The sequence below is a fragment of the Larkinella soli genome, from assembly GCF_003703975.1.
Taxonomy (GTDB): Bacteria; Bacteroidota; Bacteroidia; order Cytophagales; family Spirosomataceae; genus Larkinella; species Larkinella soli.
In genome coordinates, this window is record NZ_QTJY01000001.1 from 94,651 (window position 1) to 114,233 (window position 19,583).

At 54.4% G+C, this 19,583-nt stretch carries 12 protein-coding genes and 1 tRNA gene; 5 read left to right on the forward strand and 8 right to left on the reverse strand.

The genetic code is table 11. From position 1 onward, the window contains the following. Entirely contained in the window at window positions 1-3,030 is a 3,030-nt protein-coding gene (locus tag DX909_RS02255; protein ID WP_128543429.1) for a tetratricopeptide repeat protein, read from the reverse strand. Between the two features lie 106 nt (window positions 3,031-3,136). On the opposite strand from DX909_RS02255, the gene DX909_RS02260 reads away from it, so the two are divergent. Further along, window positions 3,137-4,990 (forward strand): M61 family metallopeptidase, encoded by a 1,854-nt coding sequence (locus DX909_RS02260; protein ID WP_128543430.1) that lies wholly within the window; start codon window positions 3,137-3,139, stop codon window positions 4,988-4,990. A gap of 18 nt (window positions 4,991-5,008) precedes the next feature. Here DX909_RS02260 and DX909_RS30020 read toward each other — a convergent pair whose 3' ends face one another. After that, window positions 5,009-5,140, reverse strand: a complete 132-nt coding sequence (locus DX909_RS30020) for a hypothetical protein (RefSeq protein ID WP_310589817.1) — start codon at window positions 5,138-5,140, stop codon at window positions 5,009-5,011. A gap of 174 nt (window positions 5,141-5,314) precedes the next feature. Here DX909_RS30020 and DX909_RS02270 point away from each other — a divergent pair, with 174 nt between their 5' ends. Further along, entirely contained in the window at window positions 5,315-6,361 is a 1,047-nt protein-coding gene (locus tag DX909_RS02270; RefSeq protein WP_128543432.1) for a tetratricopeptide repeat protein, read from the forward strand. Here DX909_RS02270 and menD read toward each other — a convergent pair. From menD to DX909_RS02300, 6 genes are all read right to left on the reverse strand, one after another. Beyond that, window positions 6,358-8,103, reverse strand: a complete 1,746-nt coding sequence (menD, locus tag DX909_RS02275) for a 2-succinyl-5-enolpyruvyl-6-hydroxy-3-cyclohexene-1-carboxylic-acid synthase (RefSeq protein ID WP_128543433.1) — start codon at window positions 8,101-8,103, stop codon at window positions 6,358-6,360. The genes DX909_RS02270 and menD overlap by 4 nt on opposite strands. 106 nt (window positions 8,104-8,209) lie before the next feature. Next, entirely contained in the window at window positions 8,210-9,073 is an 864-nt protein-coding gene (locus DX909_RS02280; protein WP_038118528.1) for a sigma-70 family RNA polymerase sigma factor, read from the reverse strand. Between the two features lie 120 nt (window positions 9,074-9,193). Beyond that, the gene (pnp, locus tag DX909_RS02285; protein WP_128543434.1) at window positions 9,194-11,338 is read right to left on the reverse strand and encodes a polyribonucleotide nucleotidyltransferase; all 2,145 of its coding nucleotides are present in this window, start codon (window positions 11,336-11,338) and stop codon (window positions 9,194-9,196) included. Window positions 11,339-11,502: 164 nt separating this feature from the next. Beyond that, a complete protein-coding gene (gene rpsO / locus DX909_RS02290; RefSeq protein WP_128543435.1) occupies window positions 11,503-11,778 on the reverse strand; it encodes a 30S ribosomal protein S15 in 276 nt (91 codons plus the stop codon). Between the two features lie 91 nt (window positions 11,779-11,869). Continuing rightward, on the reverse strand, window positions 11,870-13,372 hold the full coding sequence (locus DX909_RS02295; RefSeq protein WP_128543436.1) for an LptF/LptG family permease: 1,503 nt from the start codon (window positions 13,370-13,372) through the stop codon (window positions 11,870-11,872). 13 nt (window positions 13,373-13,385) lie between these two features. Then, entirely contained in the window at window positions 13,386-13,778 is a 393-nt protein-coding gene (locus tag DX909_RS02300) for an START-like domain-containing protein (protein WP_128543437.1), read from the reverse strand. 110 nt (window positions 13,779-13,888) lie between these two features. On the opposite strand from DX909_RS02300, the gene DX909_RS02305 reads away from it, so the two are divergent. From DX909_RS02305 to DX909_RS02315, 3 genes are all read left to right on the forward strand, one after another. Further along, window positions 13,889-13,965: transfer RNA gene (locus DX909_RS02305), tRNA-Met, on the forward strand. Between the two features lie 78 nt (window positions 13,966-14,043). Then, a complete protein-coding gene (locus DX909_RS02310; protein WP_128543438.1) occupies window positions 14,044-15,225 on the forward strand; it encodes an acyltransferase family protein in 1,182 nt (393 codons plus the stop codon). Between the two features lie 184 nt (window positions 15,226-15,409). Next, complete coding sequence (locus tag DX909_RS02315) at window positions 15,410-19,582, forward strand: hybrid sensor histidine kinase/response regulator (protein ID WP_229310917.1); 4,173 nt, start codon at window positions 15,410-15,412, stop codon at window positions 19,580-19,582. Window position 19,583 lies beyond the last annotated feature (1 nt).

Consider the following 19,583-nt stretch of genomic DNA (forward strand, 5'->3'; position numbering starts at 1 on the left):
TTAATTGCGGTTGTCCAGGGCACTGAGTTTCTGCTTGGCTTCGGTTACGATTTCCGGATTTTCGGCATTTTCGATGATCGAGTTCAGAACGGCCTTCGCCTGGGCGATTTCGTTCTGGGCCACATTGTTGTCGGCGACGAGGATAAATGCTTTGCCTTTCCAGTACTCAGATTGAGTGAAGTCGGAATTGAAACGGAGCAGAACGTCGATGGACTCCTTGTGCTTTTTCGACCGGTACAGAATGTCCCCGATCCAGAAGTTGGCTTCCGCTCCCTGCTCATCCTTCGCCAGAGCGATGGTTTTTTCAAATTCCGTGGTCGCCTGTTTGTAGTCCCCCTTCGCGTAAAACACCTTGCCGAGCATCAACTGGGCGCGGTTCTGGGCTCCGGGAATTACGTTACCGATGGTCAGAACTTCCCGGGCGGCAATCAGGGTGGAGTCGTAGTTGCCCGTAGCATAGTACGTTTCCATCAGACCGATCTGGGCCGAAGCCTGCTCGTTCTTGCTGTTCGACTGGCTCAGCACCGTCCGGTAGTTGCGGATGGCGCGCGGATAATTCTTTTGCTGACGTTCCACCTCCCCGGCGCGGGCTGCGGCCCGGGTTACGAATTCCGATTTATTGTCTGACATGACCAGGTAGTAATACCGCAGGGCATTGGTCGGATCCCCCGAACGGAAATAGGAATCCGCCAGATAGTACCGGGCTTCGTAAACCAGGGGGCTTCCGGCATTATCCTCGATAAATTGAAGGAGAGCGTTCACAGCCTGAGGATATTTCTCATTGAAATATAGGCTTTTAGCGTTTTCATACTCAACCTTTTGTACATCCGTACTGCCCGGGTTGCTTTTCTTGTAGGAAGACAGAACACTGCTGAACTCTTCCGAACGGCCGGCATCACTCAGGGCATTCTGCAAACCCAGCAGGGCGCCCGAAGCCGAGGGGCTGCCCCCGAATTCCTGGAGAATTCGCCGATAGTCCTGGATCGCCTGTTCATACGTCTGAAGGTTGGAATACGCCGTCGCCCGTTTCAGAAGGGCGGCAGGAATCAGGTAACTTTTCGGCTTTTCATTGATCAGCCGGGAAAACCCCCGAATCGAAGTCTGGTACGAGCCTTTCTCGAAATCCACGTTGGCCGCCTGATATAAGGCATCATCGGCATAACGGGAGTTCGGGAACTGGGTGAGCAGTTTTTCAAACTGCGCCCGGGCCTCCACGTCCCGCTCCATAAAAGCGAGAATTACCCCTTTCTGAAAAGTGGCATAGTCACGGTCGATACGGCCCTGGGCAATGGCCTGGTCATAATACCGCATCGCTTCGTTATAGTTCTTGTTGGCGAAGTAGCTGTCGGCCACCCGAACCGTCGCATCTTCGATGGCCTGTTTATCCTGACTGCCGGATTTGCTGATGAAATCCCGGAAATAAGTTACCGCCTGGGCGTAGTTCTTTTTATTGTAGGAAGCATAGCCGAGGGCATACAAACTCTTGCCCTGTAATTCGGCCGACGGCGTTTTCAGGACCTGCTGATACAGGGGTATGGCTTCGTCGTACTTTCGCAGGGCCGAGTAGGTTTCGGCCTTCCAGAAAAGCGCGCTGTTCCGCAGGTCGTTATCCACCGGGGCCTGAAGCGATTTATCGAAGTTGGCAATAGCCTCGGCATACCGCTCCGCGTTGAAATCATTGACGGCCTGGTTATAGGTAATTCGCTGATAGGAAGCGTTGATCCGGGGGGTCCGGCGTTTCAGGCGCTCGATGTAGGAGATGGCCGCCGTGTAATTATTCGAAGAGAAGTAGGCCTCACTCAACAATTCATTGGCCTCATTCTCAAAGCGGCTGTCCGGGTAGCGACGCAGAAAATCGGTAAACTCCTTCACGGCATCTCCCCCATTGTTCAGGTCGAGCTGGAGCTTGGCATGATTGAACGCCGACTCCTCCTGAATGGGTTTATTGAAGCCCAGCCGGGCGGCCTGGTCAAAGGCGTTCAGGGCAAAGGAGGGGTTTTGGGTCTGCAGGTAACTGATTCCCAGCCGGTAGGCCGAATATTGGGCGACGGTATCCTTCCCGGCCGAAACGTTTTTCAGGGCGTTGATGGCCCCGGCATAGTCGCCGGTTTTAAACAGGGCGTCGCCATACCGGAACTGGACGGCCGCCGGCACACTTCTCCCCTTCGTATTACTATATAGTTTATAGTAGCTGGCGGCTTTGGCATAATCAGCCTTTTTATAGAAAACTTCGGCAGTGAACAGAGCCACTTCGGCCATCGGGCCGGTATTGGTCCGATTCCGCTGAAGAAGCGGCTGGGCGTAGCTCAGAAGTTCATCGTACCGACCGGCTTTATACAGGGACTGGACGATCCAGTTCGGGACCTCGTTCTGGTAGGTGGGGTTCTTTTCCACCCGACGGAAATCCGAAAGCGCTTCCGTAAAATTGCCAAGCCGGAAATTGATGACGCCGGCATAATAGGAAGCCGAAGCCGCCTGTTCAAGACCGGGGTCCTGCTTGATCTGGTTCAAAAGCGGAAGCGCCTGCCGCAGATCCTGCTTGGAATAATAGGCCATCGCCAGCAGGTATTTGCTTTCCGCCTGCTTCGTCGAATTCTGGTTTTGCCGGATGGCTTTTTCCAGGTAGGTGATGGAGCGGTCGAAGTCGCCTTTGTCGAAATAATACTTCCCGAGGTCGCCGTAAAGCAGGTTCGCCTTCGGATGCTCGCGGTGGCTTTTCACAAACCGGTCCACCTGGACCTCCGCTTCCGGAATATCCATATACAGGCCGGAAAGGGCAATGTAATATTCGGCGGTAACGGCATCCGGATCATTGGCAGACTGGATCGGTTTTTTCCGGTCGAGGTACTGCATGAATTCCTGACGGGCTGCCGCGTAATTATTCTTCTCAAACCATTCCATCCCGTTCCGGAAATGAACTTCCGGTTCGGTATGGCCCAAAGTCCGCTGGGCCGTTGCCGTCAGGGACAGCGTTGAACAGGTGATCAGAACCGATAATCGGAATGCTTTTCCAAACAGGGTCGGACGCATACGTTGGGGATGAACAGATTTTCTATATCGTAGTTACCTTATTACTTTTGTAAGATAAGCGGGTCGGCTTTCTACCATCAAAAAACGAAAGTACACGCATTTCCGTATGAAAAAAAATCATTGGCTTTTCTTTTTACTCTGGTTACCCAGCCTCGCCATAGCGGGCCCTTCGGCGGCAAAAACCGACCAAACGGCCCCATTTGCGGCCCCTGCACCGATCAGTTACGTGCTGTCGATGCCCCAGCCGCAGACGCATTATTTTGAAATAGAGATGCGGGTTTCGGCTCCGACCGCCCTGACGGATCAGGCCGGTAACGGTTATATCGATATTAAAATGCCAGTTTGGACACCCGGTTCCTACCTGATCCGGGAATATGCCAAAAATGTGGAAGGTTTCCGGGCCCAGGCCGGCGATCGGATGGTCCGGTCGGAAAAAATCCGGAAGAATACCTGGCGGGTGTACACCAAAGAAGAATCCCTCGTGATCCAGTATCGGGTTTATGCCTATGAGCTGACCGTCCGGACGAGCTTCCTCGACCAGTCCCACGGTTACCTGAACGGCGCGAGTCTTTTTATGTATGTCGATCCTCTCCGCAACCAGCCCCACCGGCTGACGGTCCAGCCCTTTAAGGACTGGAAAAAGATATCGACCGCGCTGCCCGCCGTCGCCGGGCAGGCGAACACCTACGAAGCTTCCGATTACGACGTTCTGGTGGATTCTCCCATGGAGATCGGTAACCACGAGGTGCTGACCTTTACCGCTGCCGGTGTGCCGCATACGGTGGCCATGTACGGCGAAAAAATCTATAACTCGACCCGGCTGGCCGAAGATATGAAGCGGGTCTGCGAAACCGCTGCGACGGTGATCGGTGAGCACCCCTGTAAGGAATATACCTTTATTGTTCATCAGACCCCGACCGGGGGCGGTGGACTGGAGCACCAGAATTCCACCACGCTTCAGGTAACCCGGGATGCCTTCATCACCGCCAGGGCGTATCAGAATTTTTTAAGCCTGGTGGCTCATGAATATTTTCATCTCTGGAACGTCAAACGGATTCGCCCCAAAGCGCTCGGTCCGTTCGATTATGAGAATGAGAACTATACCCACCTGCTCTGGGTCGCCGAGGGCATTACCAGCTTTTACCAGAACTATATCCTCCGCCGGGCCGGTTTCACGACCGCCGACGAGTACCTTCGCAACTTCGCCTATGAAATCAGCGGGATTGAAAACCTGCCGGGCACCCAGGTGCAGTCGGTGGCCGAAGCGAGCTGGGACGCCTGGATTAAATATTACCGGCCGAACGAAAATTCGGTGAACAGCACCGTCTCGTATTACAGCAAGGGGAGCGTGCTCGGGGGCTTACTCAACCTGTCTATCCTTCAGAGTACGGGGGGTAGAAACAACCTGGACGACGTTCTCCGGCTCTTGTACGATACCTATTATAAGAAATTGAAACGCGGGTTTACCGACGAGGAATTTCAGCAGGCGGTGGAAAAAGTAGCCGGGCGGAAGATGGACGACTTTTTCCAGAAATATGTTTTCGGAACCGAAAAGATCGATTACAATGGCTTCCTGAACCCGGTCGGCTTGCGGATGGTAGATGCCAGCGCCGGCAAACAGGACCCGTATCTGGGGGCAATAACGAAACTGACGGAGGGAAAACTGATCGTTTCGGCGGTGCGCCGGGACTCCCCGGCCTGGAACGAGGGAATCAACGTGAACGACGAAATTCTGGCGGTGGGCGGCCTGCGGGCCGGTGCCGACCTGGAAAAACAGCTGGCCACCTACAAACCGGGGGATTCGGTTGAATTTACGGTCAATCGGGGCGGGTACATCAAAAACTTGACGGTCAAGCTGACCGGAAATCCGCTGGCGGCTTTCCGGATTGAACCGGTTTCCAGTCCGACGCCGGAACAGCGGGCCCTGTATGCCCGGTGGCTGTATCTCAAAACCACCTGACCCGAATCGGGAGTGGTGTTACCAATCCAGCTCATGCCGCTGCATGGATTCGGTAAAGTCGTTGTGCATCTGCCGGAAGCGTTCGTCGACCCGAAGCAGGAAGGGTTCATCGATCAAACGGATAACGTCCTCTTCCGAGGCTATCTCCATTTCACTGATTTTATAGGTCTGTTCGTAAAGGCCCGTTTCAATCTTGAGAATGTATTTGCCGTTCCAGCTATAGAGGCCAATCCGAAATGTTGGATGAGAAATATCTTTAATATACCGCATTTCGTTAAAATTTAACACTGTTAGGCAATGATATTATTGCCGATTTCGCAACGCATGTTCCAATGGCGGAATAAAGGTAGTTCAATTTTCCGGATCCTTCCGCTGCTGATCCTGATCGTTTCGGCCTGCTCGGATCAGGATCGGGAAGATTCTGTCCGGTTTTTCCAGCGGGCCAACCGGACTTTTCAGACCGGGGAATACCGGGAAGCCATCAAATTTTATAATGAAGCGCTGGAGAAAAACCCGAACTTTGCGGACGCTTATAATAACCGGGGTTTGGCAAAATACCGCATCGGCGACCGGCAGGGAGCGCTGGAGGATTATACCAGGGCCATTGAAGAAGATCCGAAGTTTTGGCAGGCTTACTTCAATCGATCGGAAGTCCGGCTCGATCAGAACGACCTGAGCGGAAGCCTCGATGACCTCGATCGTAGTCAGTCGGCCTACAGGGATTCGTCCTTCTATTATGTACGGGTTGGAGACGTTCGGGTGCGACAGAACAACCTGCCGGCGGCCCAGGCGGCCTACGAGCAGGCGCTCCGGCTTCAGCCCGCCAACGCCGATGCCCTGACGAACCGGGGTGTTCTGTTTTTTAACCAGAAACAGTTCGACCTGGCCCGGAAAGATTTTGAGCAGGCTCTCAAGGTCAACCCCCGGCAGGATTTTGCACTCAACAACCTCAGCCTGATCCTGATGCGGGAAGGAAAAAACCGGGAAGCGCTCGAATTGATCGAGAAAGCCCTCCAGACCCGGCCGGCCCAGCCGTATTATCTCAATAACAAGGGTTATCTGCTTTTGCAGAGCGGCAAAGACGAGGAAGGGGTGCAATTGATCCGGCAATCACTGAAACTGGATGATGCCAATGGCTGGGCGCACCGGAATCTGGGTCTATACCACCTTCGGAGGAATGAAATCGATCTGGCGCTGGCGGCATTCAAAACCGCCGAAAAGCTGGACCCGGCGGTGGAACATATCTATGCTTACCTGGGATCGGCTTACCAGAAATCCGGCCAGTTCGACTTGGCCTGCCGAATCTGGGCCACCGGCCAGACCGCGGGCGACGACCTGGCAAAAACCTTCCGAAGCCGGTATTGCCGTTAATCGTCCGCAGGGAAGGCTTTTCGAATAAGGGATTTGTAATCCCTGAACCGCGCGGCATTCTCCCGACGGTCAGTTTCGATTTCGAGTAAGGCGGGGCCTTCTCCTTCCGGATAGAATTCTCCCAGCGCGGCTTTTAGGGAAGGAAAATCCGACACCCTCCGGTAACGAATACGGGCATCCCGGGCTGTGTTCTCCGCCGAAAGCGGCTGGCTGGTTTCAAAAAAGACATCGAGTTCCGGCTGGCCGGCCGGTCCGTCGATGATCCGGAAGATGTTACCCCCGTGATTATTCAGAAGGACAATCCGGAGGTTTTTGGGTATCAGGTTGTTCCAGAGGGCATTGCGGTCATAAAAAAACGCCACGTCCCCGATCAGGACGGTCACGATTTTATCCGTCGCCAGGGCTGCTCCGACGGCCGTGCTCAGGCAGCCGTCGATGCCGCTGGTTCCCCGGTTGGCAAAGACCTCGATGTTCCGCCGGGTTTCCAGCCCGCAAAAATTGGCATACCGCACCGGCATACTGTTGGCAAGATGCAGCTGACTTCCTTCCGGCAGGGCATCCAGCACCCTGCGGACGGCGGCCCATTCGTGGAACTGATCTTCCGGGACCAGGAACTGGTTGAGGGTCCGCTGAGCTAATCGGTCGGCGCTCTGCCACGCTTCCTGATACCCGGCTTCCCAGACTTCCTCTTCATTGCCGACAAAGTGCTGGAAATCAATATCCGAAAAGAGCTTTTGGAAAAACGAAACCGGGTGGTGCGGAATCTGGGTCGTCAGAGACTGGAACGGATCGGCGAGCCGGTCGTGGGGCTGAATATGCCAGTGCCGCCTGGGCCGGTATTTCCGAAGAAAAAGCTTGAACGATTTGGAAAGGAATGATTTACCGATAGTAACAAGGAGGTCCGGCTGAAGACGTTCGGGCAGCGACCCGCCGGTGGTGCTCAGGAAAAGGTCGTGCTGGGAGATGAATTCACCGTTCTGTCCCAGATTGGAAATAATGTCACCAAGAACCGGAATCCGCCATTCACCGCTGATTTTCTCCAGAATTTCCAATAGGGCCGGATCGTACGGTCCCTGCCCCACGGCAATCAGTTTTCGTTCCGCAGATTCCCACTCTTCCTGAAGCCGGTGCCAGACCTCGGGCGGCAGGCCCGGTTCTGCCGGAAGGCGGTCGATGATCCGTGCCGGGCCGAACCGAAAGGTTTCTTCCGAAGTAGGATAAAGGGGTTCCCGGAGCGGAATATTGATGTGTACCGGCCCGAATGGAGGTATCAGAGTAAGGTTCAGGGCCTCGTTCCCGATGCGCTCGGAAAACCAGGTGGCGTCAGGATGGGTAAAGTCGGAGGGAAATTCAAAACCCTGTTTGACGTGCTGCCCGAAAATACCAGATTGGAAGATGGTCTGACCGTCCTGCTGGTGAATCCATTCTTTCGGCCGGTCGGCCGTCAGGACCAGCAGCGGGATTTCCTGAAAATAAGCCTCCGCCACGGCCGGGGCCAGATTATAAACCGCACTGCCCGAGGTACATACGACAATAACAGGCTTTCGGGTCTGTTGTGCCAGCCCAAGGGCAATAAAACCGGCGGAGCGTTCATCGGCTACGACCCGGCAGTGCATTTTGGGATGGCGGGCCAGGGCAAGGGTCAGCGGGGCGCTCCGGGAACCCGGAGAAATGACGGCATTGGTAACGCCTTTCCGGACGCACAATTCCACTACATTCAGAACGGCCTGGTGAATCGCCACGAAGGGAAAGGGATCAAAAAAAGTTCGCAGGGAGAAAACCGGTCGGACGCCTGAAAATCCTGCGCCACCTGCGTTTGCCCGCTGCGAACTTTAAAAAATGGAACAACTATCCTAAATAAGTCTTCAGCGCTTTGGAACGGGAAGTGTGACGCAGACGGCGGATGGCTTTTTCCTTGATCTGCCGGACACGTTCCCGGGTCAGGTTGAATTTTTCCCCGATTTCCTCCAGCGTCATGGCGTGTTCACCGTTCAGCCCGAAATAAAGCGTGATCACATCGGCCTCCCGCTGGGTCAGCGTGGAGAGCGCCCGTTGCACTTCTTTCCGGAGCGAATCGTTGATCAGGCCGGAATCCGGCTTGTCTTCCCCATCGTTTTCAAGAACGTCGAGCAGGCTGTTTTCCTCACCCTGCACGAACGGAGCATCCATCGACACGTGGCGGCCTGAAATCTTCAGGGTATCGACCACTTCGGCGGCAGAAATCTCCAGCACGGCAGCGAGTTCTTCCGGTGACGGCTCCCGCTCAAACTTCTGTTCCAGATCCGAGAAGGTCTTTGAAATTTTGTTCAGAGAACCGACCCGGTTCAGCGGAAGGCGCACAATCCGCGACTGCTCGGCCAGGGCCTGCAGGATCGACTGGCGAATCCACCATACGGCATACGAAATGAATTTGAAACCGCGGGTTTCGTCGAACCGCTGTGCCGCCTTGATCAGTCCCAGGTTGCCTTCATTGATCAGGTCACCCAGAGAAAGACCCTGGTTCTGGTACTGCTTGGCGACGGAAACGACAAAACGGAGGTTGGCTTTGGTCAGCCGCTCCAGGGAAAGTTGATCCCCCTCCCGAATTTTCTGTGCCAGCTGTACCTCTTCATCAGGGGTCAGCAGATCCACTTTACCGATCTCCTGGAGGTACTTGTCCAGGGACTGGCTTTCGCGGTTGGTAATCTGTTTTGATATCTTTAGCTGTCTCATGTACTGGATACCGCACGACGGCGGCCCGGTTTAATCCACCCGTACCGACGTCTGTCGGTCGTTACGGTTTAATTGGTTAACGAAATCAGGACTTGATTCTGTACACAAAAAAACAACAAATCAGGCCGGATTTTTGTTCACCGGTTTCGGCAGCATCACCTTCCTCGAAAGGCGGTATTTTCCGGTTTTTTTGTCCACATCGATCAATTTTACCCGGACTTCCTCGCCTACTTCCAAGACCCCGTCCATGGTTTCCAGCCGCTCCCACTTGATCTCGGAAATGTGCAATAAACCGTCTTTTCCCGGGAGGAATTCGACGAACGCTCCAAACGGCATGATGGTCTTGACCTTGCCGTCATAAATTTCACCGACTTCCGGAACCGCCACGATCCCGCGAACCCGGGAAACCGCCTTGTCCATCCCTTCCTGATTGGTAGAGAAAATGTTGACGAAACCGGCATTGTCCTTCTCTTCGATGACGATCGTCGTACCGGACTCTTTCTGGATTTCCTGAACGACCTTCCCGCCCGGCCCGATCACGGCGCCGATGAATTCGCGGTCGATCTTGATGGTAACGGCCCGCGGAGCGTGCGGTTTGAGATCCGGACGCGGAGCTTCCAGGGCCTTCTTCATTTCGTTCAGGATATGCAGACGACCCGCCCGGGCCTGATCCAGCGCTTCGGCCAGCACCTCGTAGGAAAGGCCGTCGACCTTGATGTCCATCTGGCAGGCCGTAATCCCTTTCTCGGTCCCGGTCACTTTGAAGTCCATGTCTCCGAGGTGATCTTCATCACCCAGGATGTCGGACAGAACGGCGTATTTGCCGGCATTGTCCGTGATCAGTCCCATGGCAATCCCGGCGACGGGAGCCTTGATTTTTACTCCGGCATCCATCAGGGCCAGCGCACCGGCACAGACGGTTGCCATCGACGAGGAGCCGTTGGATTCCAGAATATCCGAAACCACCCGGATCGTATACGGGTTCTCCGCATCGACCGGCATGACCTTTTTCAGGGAGCGGTGAGCCAGGTTACCGTGTCCGATTTCCCGACGACCCGGACCCCGGTTCGGTTTTACCTCACCCGTCGAAAAGCCGGGGAAGTTGTAGTGCAGCAGAAATTTGGAATAGCCCTGGTACATGGCCTGATCGACGATCTGTTCGTCCATCTTCGTGCCGAGCGTCACCGTCGTAAGGGATTGCGTTTCTCCCCGGGTAAATACCGCCGATCCGTGAGCCGAAGGCAGGTAATCCACATCGCAGTTGATCGGACGGATCTGGTCGAGCTTCCGGCCGTCGAGCCGGTACCGTTCATCGAGAACCAGCCGGCGGGAGGCTTCCCACTGAACGTCGTGAAAATAGGTTTTCGCCAGGGATAGTTTCAGCGGATCCGCTTCCGTTCCTTCCGGGAACAGGGATGCCTTGAATTCCTCGAATACGGCCTTGAACGATTCGCTGCGTACCTTCTTGTTCTGGTTGGCCTGCATGGCGACGGCATACACCTTGTCGTAGGTCTGCTGACGCACCAGCCGGCGCAGTTCTTCGTCGTGATTTTCGTGGCTGTAGATGCGCTTCTGTTGTTTGCCCGCGGCCGCTTCCAGTTCTTTCTGAACGCGGCATTGGATTTTGATCACTTCATGCGCCACTTTAAGGGCTTCGACGACCTCCTGTTCGGAGCATTCGCTCATTTCGCCCTCTACCATACAGATATCTTTTTCCGTCGCACCGACGATCAGGTCCAGGGTCGCCCGTTCCAGTTCGGAGGTCTTCGGATTGACTTTATATTCGCCGTCGATTTTGGCCACGCGGACTTCGGAGATCGGGCCGTTGAACGGAATATCGGACACTGCCAGGGCCGAGGAAGCGGCCAGTGCGGCCAGCGCATCCGGAAGCACCTCGCTGTCGGCCGAAATCAGGGAGATCATCACCTGCGTATCCGCATGGTAATCTTCCGGGAAAATCGGACGCAGCACCCGGTCGACCAGGCGGCTGATCAGGACTTCGTGATCGGACAACCTGCCTTCCCGGCGCTGAAAGCTCCCGGGAATCCGGCCGGCGGCCGCAAATTTTTCCTGATAATCAACGGATAAGGGCAGAAAATCGACGCCTTCCTTGGCTTCTTTGCTGGATACGACCGTTGCGAGCAACATCGTATCGCCCAGACGAACTACAACCGAACCGTCAGCCTGGCGGGCCAGTTTTCCGGATTCTATCGTAATCGTACGTCCGTCAGGGAGTTCAATGGATTGGGAGATGATTTGTGACATAATACTTTTTAAAACACACAACAGCTTTCTTCTTACTTGCTAAACCGCATTTTTTTATTCTCGCCGACCGCTTTCCAGTAGATCGTCCGTTCCTGATGGTTACAGACACCAACATAAAATCAGGGAACCTGTTTGACGGGGTTCCCTGATTTCGCAAATTTCGATTACTTCCGCAGATTCAGATCCGCAATAATGGCCCGGTAACGGGAAATATCTTTCTTCATCAGATAATCCAGCAGCCGCCGGCGCTTTCCTACCAGTTTCAGCAGGCCCAGGCGGGTACCGTAATCATGCTTGTGTTTTTTCAGATGCTCTGTCAGGTGGTTGATCCGGTACGTGAACAGTGCAATCTGAGATTCGGCCGACCCAGAATCATCCGGAGCTTTCTTAAAACCCTGGGCAGCAAAGATTTCTTGCTTTTTCTCGGTATTTAAATACATCGTCAGACAGCTAATAATAGTTGAAAAATTTGAATTAAGCGCAAAAATACGATATTTATTCTTACGAAAGGAAAACAGGGGCGGGAATATTTCACACCATGGCGGTCTCCCGGCGCTCGGAACGGCGTTTTTCGAAGCGTTTTTTCATCCGGTCCCACCAGATGATATAGACGTCCTTATCGAACAGCCGGGAGTCGTTCCGGGCCTGTTTCATCAGATATAGACCGATGGGCAGCAGCAGCACGTTGGCCAACCACGCCCCGACGGGTACCCACACCAAACCGTCTTTGGCGTACTTGTCCCCGGTCAGCGTCAGGACGTACAGGAGGATGAAGAAAAGGATCGAGACCAGCACGGGCACACCGAAGCCGCCTTTCTTGATGATGGCCCCGAGCGGTGCCCCGATCAGGAACATGATGAAACAGGAAATGGCCTGGGTAAATTTATGGTGACTCTCCAGCTCATACCGGAAAACGGTTTTCTCCTTTTCCTTCAGATAGGTGTCATTGGATTCCGCATAGGAAAGCATATTCCGGGCCTGGGCCAGCGCGGCATCGGCCAGTTCGGTCCGGTTGCGGGCATCGGTGCGTTTAGCCAGGAGCGAATCGATCCATTGGCCTTCCTTCACGGGTTTGACGGCCGGAACCGCCGGCGCCTTGAACTGGTAATTATAGTACTGGCGCGAGGTCGAAGCCACCGACTTCCGCGAGGTGTTCAGTTCTTTTTTCAGCGAATCGGACAAAAAGGCCAGTTCGTTGAGATTCTTCATGTACTCGTGATATTCGAACTGCTGTTCGTCGGTCCGTTTCAGCCCGAACGACTCCAGGCTGATTCTCAGCTTATAATGCTGAAATCCATTCCGGAGGAATTTGGCCAGTTTGTTCTGGGGACCGCTGCTGGCGTAGGAAACCGTCCCGCTGGTATTGTCGGTATATTCGGTATAGTCGTTCCCGTTATACAGCTCAAAAATCAGGTACTGCTTGTCGGGCGTGGTGAACATCCGGCCCGAATCGGCGAGGATGATCTCCCGATTGCCGGTTTCCAGGCCGCTTTCCTGGTGCTTATAAATAACCATGCCTTTCAGAGTCACCCCGTCCGGCATCTTTTTATCCACCTTGATGCTGTACCCCGGCAGGTCGTTGTAAAAAATTCCTTCCTTCAGGTTCAGCGTGGCTTTGGCCGATTTGATGTCCCAGAGCAGGCTATATCCTTTCAGGTTGGCCCAGGGCGCCACCTTATTATTAAACCAGAAGGAAAAGAGGGCAATCCCCGCGGCTACGACCAGGATGGGGCGCAGGGCCCGGGTCAGGGAAATCCCGGCGCTTTTGAGGGCCGTAAGTTCAAAGAATTCACCGAGGTTGCCGAAGGTCATCAGCGAAGAAAGCAGGACCGCCAGCGGCAGGGCCACCGGTATAGTTATCAGACTAAAATAGAAGATAATTCGGGCAAAAACCGTCAGCTCGATGTCTTTGGAAACGAACTGATCGATGTAGAACATCATCAGCCGCATCAGGAAGATAAAAATCACCACACAAAGCGTCAGTACGAACGGCCCCCAGAAAGACTTCAGTACGAGCTTATCAATTTTCTTCATTCGGCGGAACGGGTCAACTCCCCACGATCTCTTTCAATTTGTCAATTAAACCGTTCCAGAGGGATTTAAGTTCGTCGGCGTCGGCGTTGGTGGAGTAGTCGGTGATGCGGAGAAAGGTGGACTGGGTCAGTTCGCTGACGTCGACCCGGAAGTCGATGTAGTTATGCTCACTCTGCATATCGGACCCATTCAGAAACTCAAATCGTACACTCTTGTTCTGCCGCATGGAGACCTGCCGGGCCAGATGGCTTTCGTTATCCCAGAAAAAATCATAGATGTGATCCGGACGGATGTTGACTTTGCTGGCAAACCACTGAGAGAGCCCGGAGGCAGTGCTGATATAGGGAAATAGAACTTTGGGAGAGGCTCTCAGTTCATATTCCGCGATAAATTTAAACTTCTCCATATCAGAAAAAGAAAAGAGGGTATGCGGCAAAGGTAGCAGAATTTTGATACGCAACTCAACATGTATGTTGGAGATACTATTTTTTTCCCTACTTTTGTGGCATCAAATCCGGCGGGGTAGCTCAGATGGTTAGAGCGCAGGATTCATAACCCTGAGGTCACGGGTTCGATTCCCGTCCCCGCTACCAATTCGACCCAAAGCTCTGCATCGTCAGGGCTTTTTCCGTTTTCGGAACTTCCTGATTCTGACCGCTCTCTGCCTGCTTATGACCAAAAAAGCCGTCCGCCCCCTCCCCGGTTATCTCTACTCGCTGGACATTCTGAGGGGACTGGCGGCACTGGCCATCGTGTTCTTCCACTGGCGCCACTTCTTCTATACCTGCCGAACCGCCGACGGCTTCCGCCCGGCCGCGCAACCCCTTTACCGGATTTTTGGCTTTTTTTATGAACAGGGCGATCAGGCCGTCGACTTTTTTTTCAGCCTCTCCGGATTCATCTTTTTCTGGCTTTACGCGGATCGCATCCGGTCCCGGGAAACCAGTTTCCGGACGTTTGTCATCCTGCGAATTTCCAGACTGTATCCGTTACATCTTATCACCCTCCTGCTGGTCCTGATCCTTCAGTTGATCTATGTCTCCCGCACGGGATGCTTCCTGATCTATCCGGCCAACGATCTTTATCATTTTATCCTTCACCTTTTTTTTGCCTCGAACTGGGGCATTCAGGAGGCCTTCTCGTTCAATGGCCCGGTCTGGTCCGTTTCGGTGGAAGTCTTTCTATATCTGCTCTTTTTTGCCGTGTGCCGGTCCCGGCTGGATTCTCGGGTCATGCTGGTCTTTCTGGCGCTGGCAGGTTTTGCGGCCTATAACCGCCTGGGGTGGAGCGTCGGCCAGGGCATGCTGTCCTTCTTTGCGGGCGGCCTGACGTTCCGGCTTTTCAGAGCCATTTTGAACCGGTTCAAAAGGCGGCTTCCGGTTCCTGAACTGGCCGTGTTAACACTGTTAGCCTGGATCATTGGCCTCACCGTCAAGCCTTTGCCTTTTGACCTTGCTCAGGCTCCCTTCCTCCCCGGTTTACCGCCTGCGGTGTTCAGCAAGCTTAAATTTTTGCAGGAAGTGAGCGGTTCCCTCTACACGAAGGTGATATTATTTCCGCTGACGATCCTTTTCCTGGCCCTCTGGGAGAAACGGTCCGGGATCGATTTCCGAAAACCGGCGATCCTGGGCCATCTGAGTTATGCGTCCTACCTGCTCCATTTTCCCCTCCAGTTTCTAAGCATCCTTTTCTTTCGAAAAACCGACGGCACGAACGACCTGTTCACGGCACCCTGGTTTCTGTTTCTCTTCTTCCTTGTCCTCATCGGATTAAGCCTTCTGTCCTACCGGTTTATCGAAACGCCCCTGCAAAACCGGATCCGGCAGAAATTTTTATCACCTAATCCGAAATAAACGGAATCAAAACCCTAATTCATGCACCAAAATCTCCGATTCTTTCAAAACGATCGGAATTATGCACGGTTTTTGATACCTGTTTTCCGGACATCGATACAGTTTTTCCGGCAACTTTGTGGTACAACTAAACGCTCTCTTCAGGAATTTTTTACGGATCCTCTTTCTGGCCCTTACCCTCCCGGTGGCATGGGCGCAAACGGGTTCCGAACGCTTCAGGCACCTGACCACCAATGAAGGGCTTTCCCAGAACAACGTTACTTTCATCCGGCAGGACAGCCGGGGCTTCATGTGGTTCGGCACCCTGGACGGTCTGAACCGCTTCGACGGCTATTCCTATGTCGTGTTCCGCAATGACCCTGAAAACCCCCATTCGCTGAGTCACAATTATATCCGGACCATTTTCGAAGATAAAAAAGGCACCCTGTGGGTGGGGACGGACGACGGTGGACTGAGCCGCCTGGACCGGAAAACCGAACGGTTTACCAACTATACCAACCGACCTAATGACTCTAAGAGTTTGAGTCACAACCAGGTCCGGGCCATTGCCGAAGACTCCCAGGGCCGGCTCTGGATCGGAACGTACGGGGGCGGCCTCAACCGATTCGATCCGGCCACCCAGACCTTTACCCGTTTTAACCAGACGAACGGCCCCGGCAGCCTGAGCAACGACCACATCACCGACCTGAAGGTGGACCGGAAAGGGCGGATCTGGGTCGGTACGTACGGGGGCGGTCTCAACCTGCTCGACCTCCAGACCGGGACCTTCCGCCATTTTCTGAACAACCCGGCCTCCGAACAATCGCTCAGCAACAACGCCGTAACCGACCTGTTCCTCGATTCCAAAGGCAGACTGTGGGTCGCTACGGAAGGTGGGGGCGTCAACCTGCTCAACCCGGACGAAAAGTCGTTTATCCGGTACCGTCACCACCCTTCAGATCGCAATTCCGTGTGCCACGACGACGTCATCGTAATGGAAGAAGACGGCCGGGGCAATATCTGGATGGGAACCCGAAACGGGGGCATCAGCCTCCTGCACCCCGATCTCCGCCGTTTTACCCATTTCCCGTATGACGAAAACAAACCGGACGGTCTGAACAACGGCTCGATTTATGCCATTGAACGGGACAAGTCGGGAAACATGTGGGTCGGCACCTACAGTGGCGGAGTCAATTTCTACGACCACGAACCCCGGAAATTCAGCCTGTTCCAAAAGAATAAATTCAATCCCAACAGCCTCAGTAACAATAATATCCTTGCCATTACCGAAGACCATCAGGGGAACCTGTGGCTGGGCACCGACGGGGGCGGCCTCAACCGATATTCGCCGACGCAGGACCGGTTTACCCATTTCCTCCATCAGCCCGGCCAATTCCGCAGCATCGGAAGCAACTACGTCATGAGCGTTTATGAGGACCGGCACCGGAATCTGTGGACCGGAAATTACAAGGGGGGCCTGAGCCTGCTCAAAAACGGGACCGGTGAATTTGTAAATTACAAGATGGGCGGGGATGCCGGCTTTTTATGCCAGGAGAGCATCATCACCATTCTCGAAGATGACAATGAGGACCTCTGGCTCGGTACGATCGGAGCCGGTATCTGTCGTTTCGAGAAAAAAACCGGTAAGTTTTACCATTTCATGCCGGACCCCAACCGCCCGGGAAGCATCAGCCACGGCTTCGTCCGGTCCATGTACTTCGATCGTTCAGGAACGCTTTGGGTCGGCACCGAAGGGGGCGGCCTCAACCGATTCCATGCGGAAAGCGGCACCTTTACCTGGTATCGCAACCAGCCCGGAAACCTCAAAAGCATCAGCAACAACCTGGTCAACTGCCTTTTTGAGGACAGCCGTGGCCGGCTCTGGATCGGAACCAACGGCGGACTGAACCAGTTCGACACTGACCGCCGTCAGTTCACCGTATTCCGGCAAAAGGATGGTTTGCCGAATGAGGTCATCCAGGCGATTGCCGAAGACGGGCAGGGGAATTTGTGGCTGAGTACCAACAAGGGCCTCTGCCGGTTTAATCCCGATACCCGAACGGTGATGTCGTACAGCGTCGAGGATGGGTTACAGGGTAATTCCTTCAACCGGTCGGCGGCCTACCGAAGCCGGGCCGGACAGTTGTTTTTCGGCGGCACGAACGGTCTGAATGCGTTCTTCCCCGACCGGATTCGGAAAAATGGGGCCTTCCCTCCCGTCCGGCTCACCAGCTTTCTGGTGATGAACAAACCGGTTACCCCCGGCGACGAAGGGTCTCCGCTGCGGGAAAGCATCGCCGAAGCCAAAGAAATCACCCTGGACTACGAACAGGCCATATTTTCGCTGGAATTTGCTGCCCTGAACTACTCCCAGCCGGAAAAAACGCAATATTCCTATCGGTTGGAGAACTTCGACCCGGACTGGAACTACATCGGCAACAAACGGGTGGCTACCTACACGCACCTCGACCCTGGCACCTATACCTTCCGCGTCCGGGCCTCGAATAACGACGGCGCCTGGAACGACCAGAGTACATCCATACGGATTGTTATCCTTCCTCCTTTCTATATGACCTGGTGGTTCCGCACGGCGGTTTTCCTGCTCCTAGTCTCCATCGGATACGGTTATTACCGGTTTCGGATGAATGAAATCAACGCCCGCCAGCGATTACTGGAAGGGGAAGTAAACGAGCGGACCCGGGAGATCAGCCTCCAGAAAGAGGAACTCCAGACGCAGGCCGAACACCTTCAGGCGCTGAACGAAGAACTGAATGAACAGCGGGTTCAGGAACAGCAGGCCCGGGAGGAAGCCGAAAAGGCCAACAAGGCAAAAAGCGTCTTTCTGGCCATGATGAGCCACGAAATCCGGACTCCCATGAACGGGGTCCTCGGCATGGCCTATCTGCTCCAGGAAACGGAACTGTCGGAAGAACAGCGCGAATATGTGGAAACGGTTCTTCAGTGCGGAGTCAACCTCCTCGGGGTCATCAACGACATCCTGGACTTCTCGAAAATCGAATCGGGCAGCATGGAGCTGGAATACCACGATGTCGACCTGCGCCATTGCGTCGAGGACGTCCTCGACCTGTTCGCCGGGAAGGCCGCCAAATCCGGTATCGACCTGGTCTACAAGATCGATCATCAGGTTCCCAACAACATCATCGGCGACAGCCTTCGTCTGCGCCAGATCCTGATCAACCTGGTCGGAAACGCCATCAAATTTACCAGTGAAGGGGAGGTTTACGTAGAAATTGCCCTCGGCAGCCGGCCGACGGATCAGGACCTGGAACTTGTTTTCCGGGTGCGCGATACCGGGATCGGGATCCCCCAGGACAAGCTTCAACGGCTGTTCAAAGCGTTCTCCCAGGTCGATTCGTCCATGACCCGGAAATACGGCGGGACGGGTCTGGGCCTGGTCATCAGCGACCGGCTGGTTTCGCTCATGGGCGGCAGCATCTCCGTCGAGAGTCAGGAAGGGGTCGGCACCACATTCACGTTCTCCATCCAGTGTCAGGTCAGCCAGGAAGCCCGCCGGCAATATGTCCTGTTCAATACGGCCGGAAACGAAGGAAAGCGCGTACTGATCGTGGACGACAACCAGACCAACCTCACCATCCTGAAAAGCCAGCTGGAGCAATGGAAGCTGGTTCCGATCACGGCCTCCTCGGGCGATGAAGCGCTCCGGCTGCTGGTTTCGGAGTCTCCGCTGCACCTGGTCATTACGGATATGCATATGCCGCAGATGAACGGCGTTCAGCTGGCGAAGGTCATCCGGGAGGAGGCTCCCCACCTGCCGATCATGCTCCTGAGTTCGGTTGGAGAAGAAAGCCGTAAGAACTATCCTGACCTGTTTTCGGCCATTCTGACGAAACCGGTCAAGCAGCAGCAGTTATTTGATCTGGTCCAGAAACAGCTCAAACAGCCCGGCGATACGAAAGTCAACGCCCCGAAACCGGTCCAGCATCTCCTGTCCGAGGATTTCGCGGTGGAGAATCCCCTGAAAATTCTGGTGGCGGAAGACTATCCGGCCAATCAGAAGCTCATCCTGAACGTCCTTTCCAAACTTGGATATCAGCCCCATCTGGCCCAGAACGGACAGGAGGTGCTGACGCTGATGCAGCACCAGTTCTATCAGGTGATTCTGATGGATGTCCAGATGCCCGAAGTAAACGGGCTGGAAGCCACGACCCTGATCCGGCAGCAGTCCGGGGTGCAGCCGGTGATCATTGCCATGACCGCCAACGCCATGAAAGAAGATCAGGAAGAATGCCTGCGCGTGGGAATGGACGATTACCTGTCGAAGCCGATCCTTCTGGAAGAATTGAAAAAATCGCTGCGGAAAGCCGCCCAGCACTGGAAAAGAAACGCCCTGGTTTGAA

Bases quoted from the DNA above. Each gene is read 5' to 3' on its own strand.
- DX909_RS02255 (WP_128543429.1), bottom strand. From the start codon at position 3,030: ATGCGTCCGACCCTGTTTGGAAAAGCATTCCGATTATCGGTTCTGATC.
- DX909_RS02295 (WP_128543436.1), bottom strand. From the start codon at position 13,372: ATGAAGAAAATTGATAAGCTCGTACTGAAGTCTTTCTGGGGGCCGTTC.
- DX909_RS02310 (WP_128543438.1), top strand. From the start codon at position 14,044: ATGACCAAAAAAGCCGTCCGCCCCCTCCCCGGTTATCTCTACTCGCTG.
- rpsO (WP_128543435.1), bottom strand. From the start codon at position 11,778: ATGTATTTAAATACCGAGAAAAAGCAAGAAATCTTTGCTGCCCAGGGT.
- DX909_RS02300 (WP_128543437.1), bottom strand. From the start codon at position 13,778: ATGGAGAAGTTTAAATTTATCGCGGAATATGAACTGAGAGCCTCTCCC.
- DX909_RS30020 (WP_310589817.1), bottom strand. From the start codon at position 5,140: ATGGAGATAGCCTCGGAAGAGGACGTTATCCGTTTGATCGATGAACCC.
- DX909_RS02270 (WP_128543432.1), top strand. From the start codon at position 5,315: ATGTTCCAATGGCGGAATAAAGGTAGTTCAATTTTCCGGATCCTTCCG.
- pnp (WP_128543434.1), bottom strand. From the start codon at position 11,338: ATGTCACAAATCATCTCCCAATCCATTGAACTCCCTGACGGACGTACG.
- DX909_RS02280 (WP_038118528.1), bottom strand. From the start codon at position 9,073: ATGAGACAGCTAAAGATATCAAAACAGATTACCAACCGCGAAAGCCAG.
- DX909_RS02260 (WP_128543430.1), top strand. From the start codon at position 3,137: ATGAAAAAAAATCATTGGCTTTTCTTTTTACTCTGGTTACCCAGCCTC.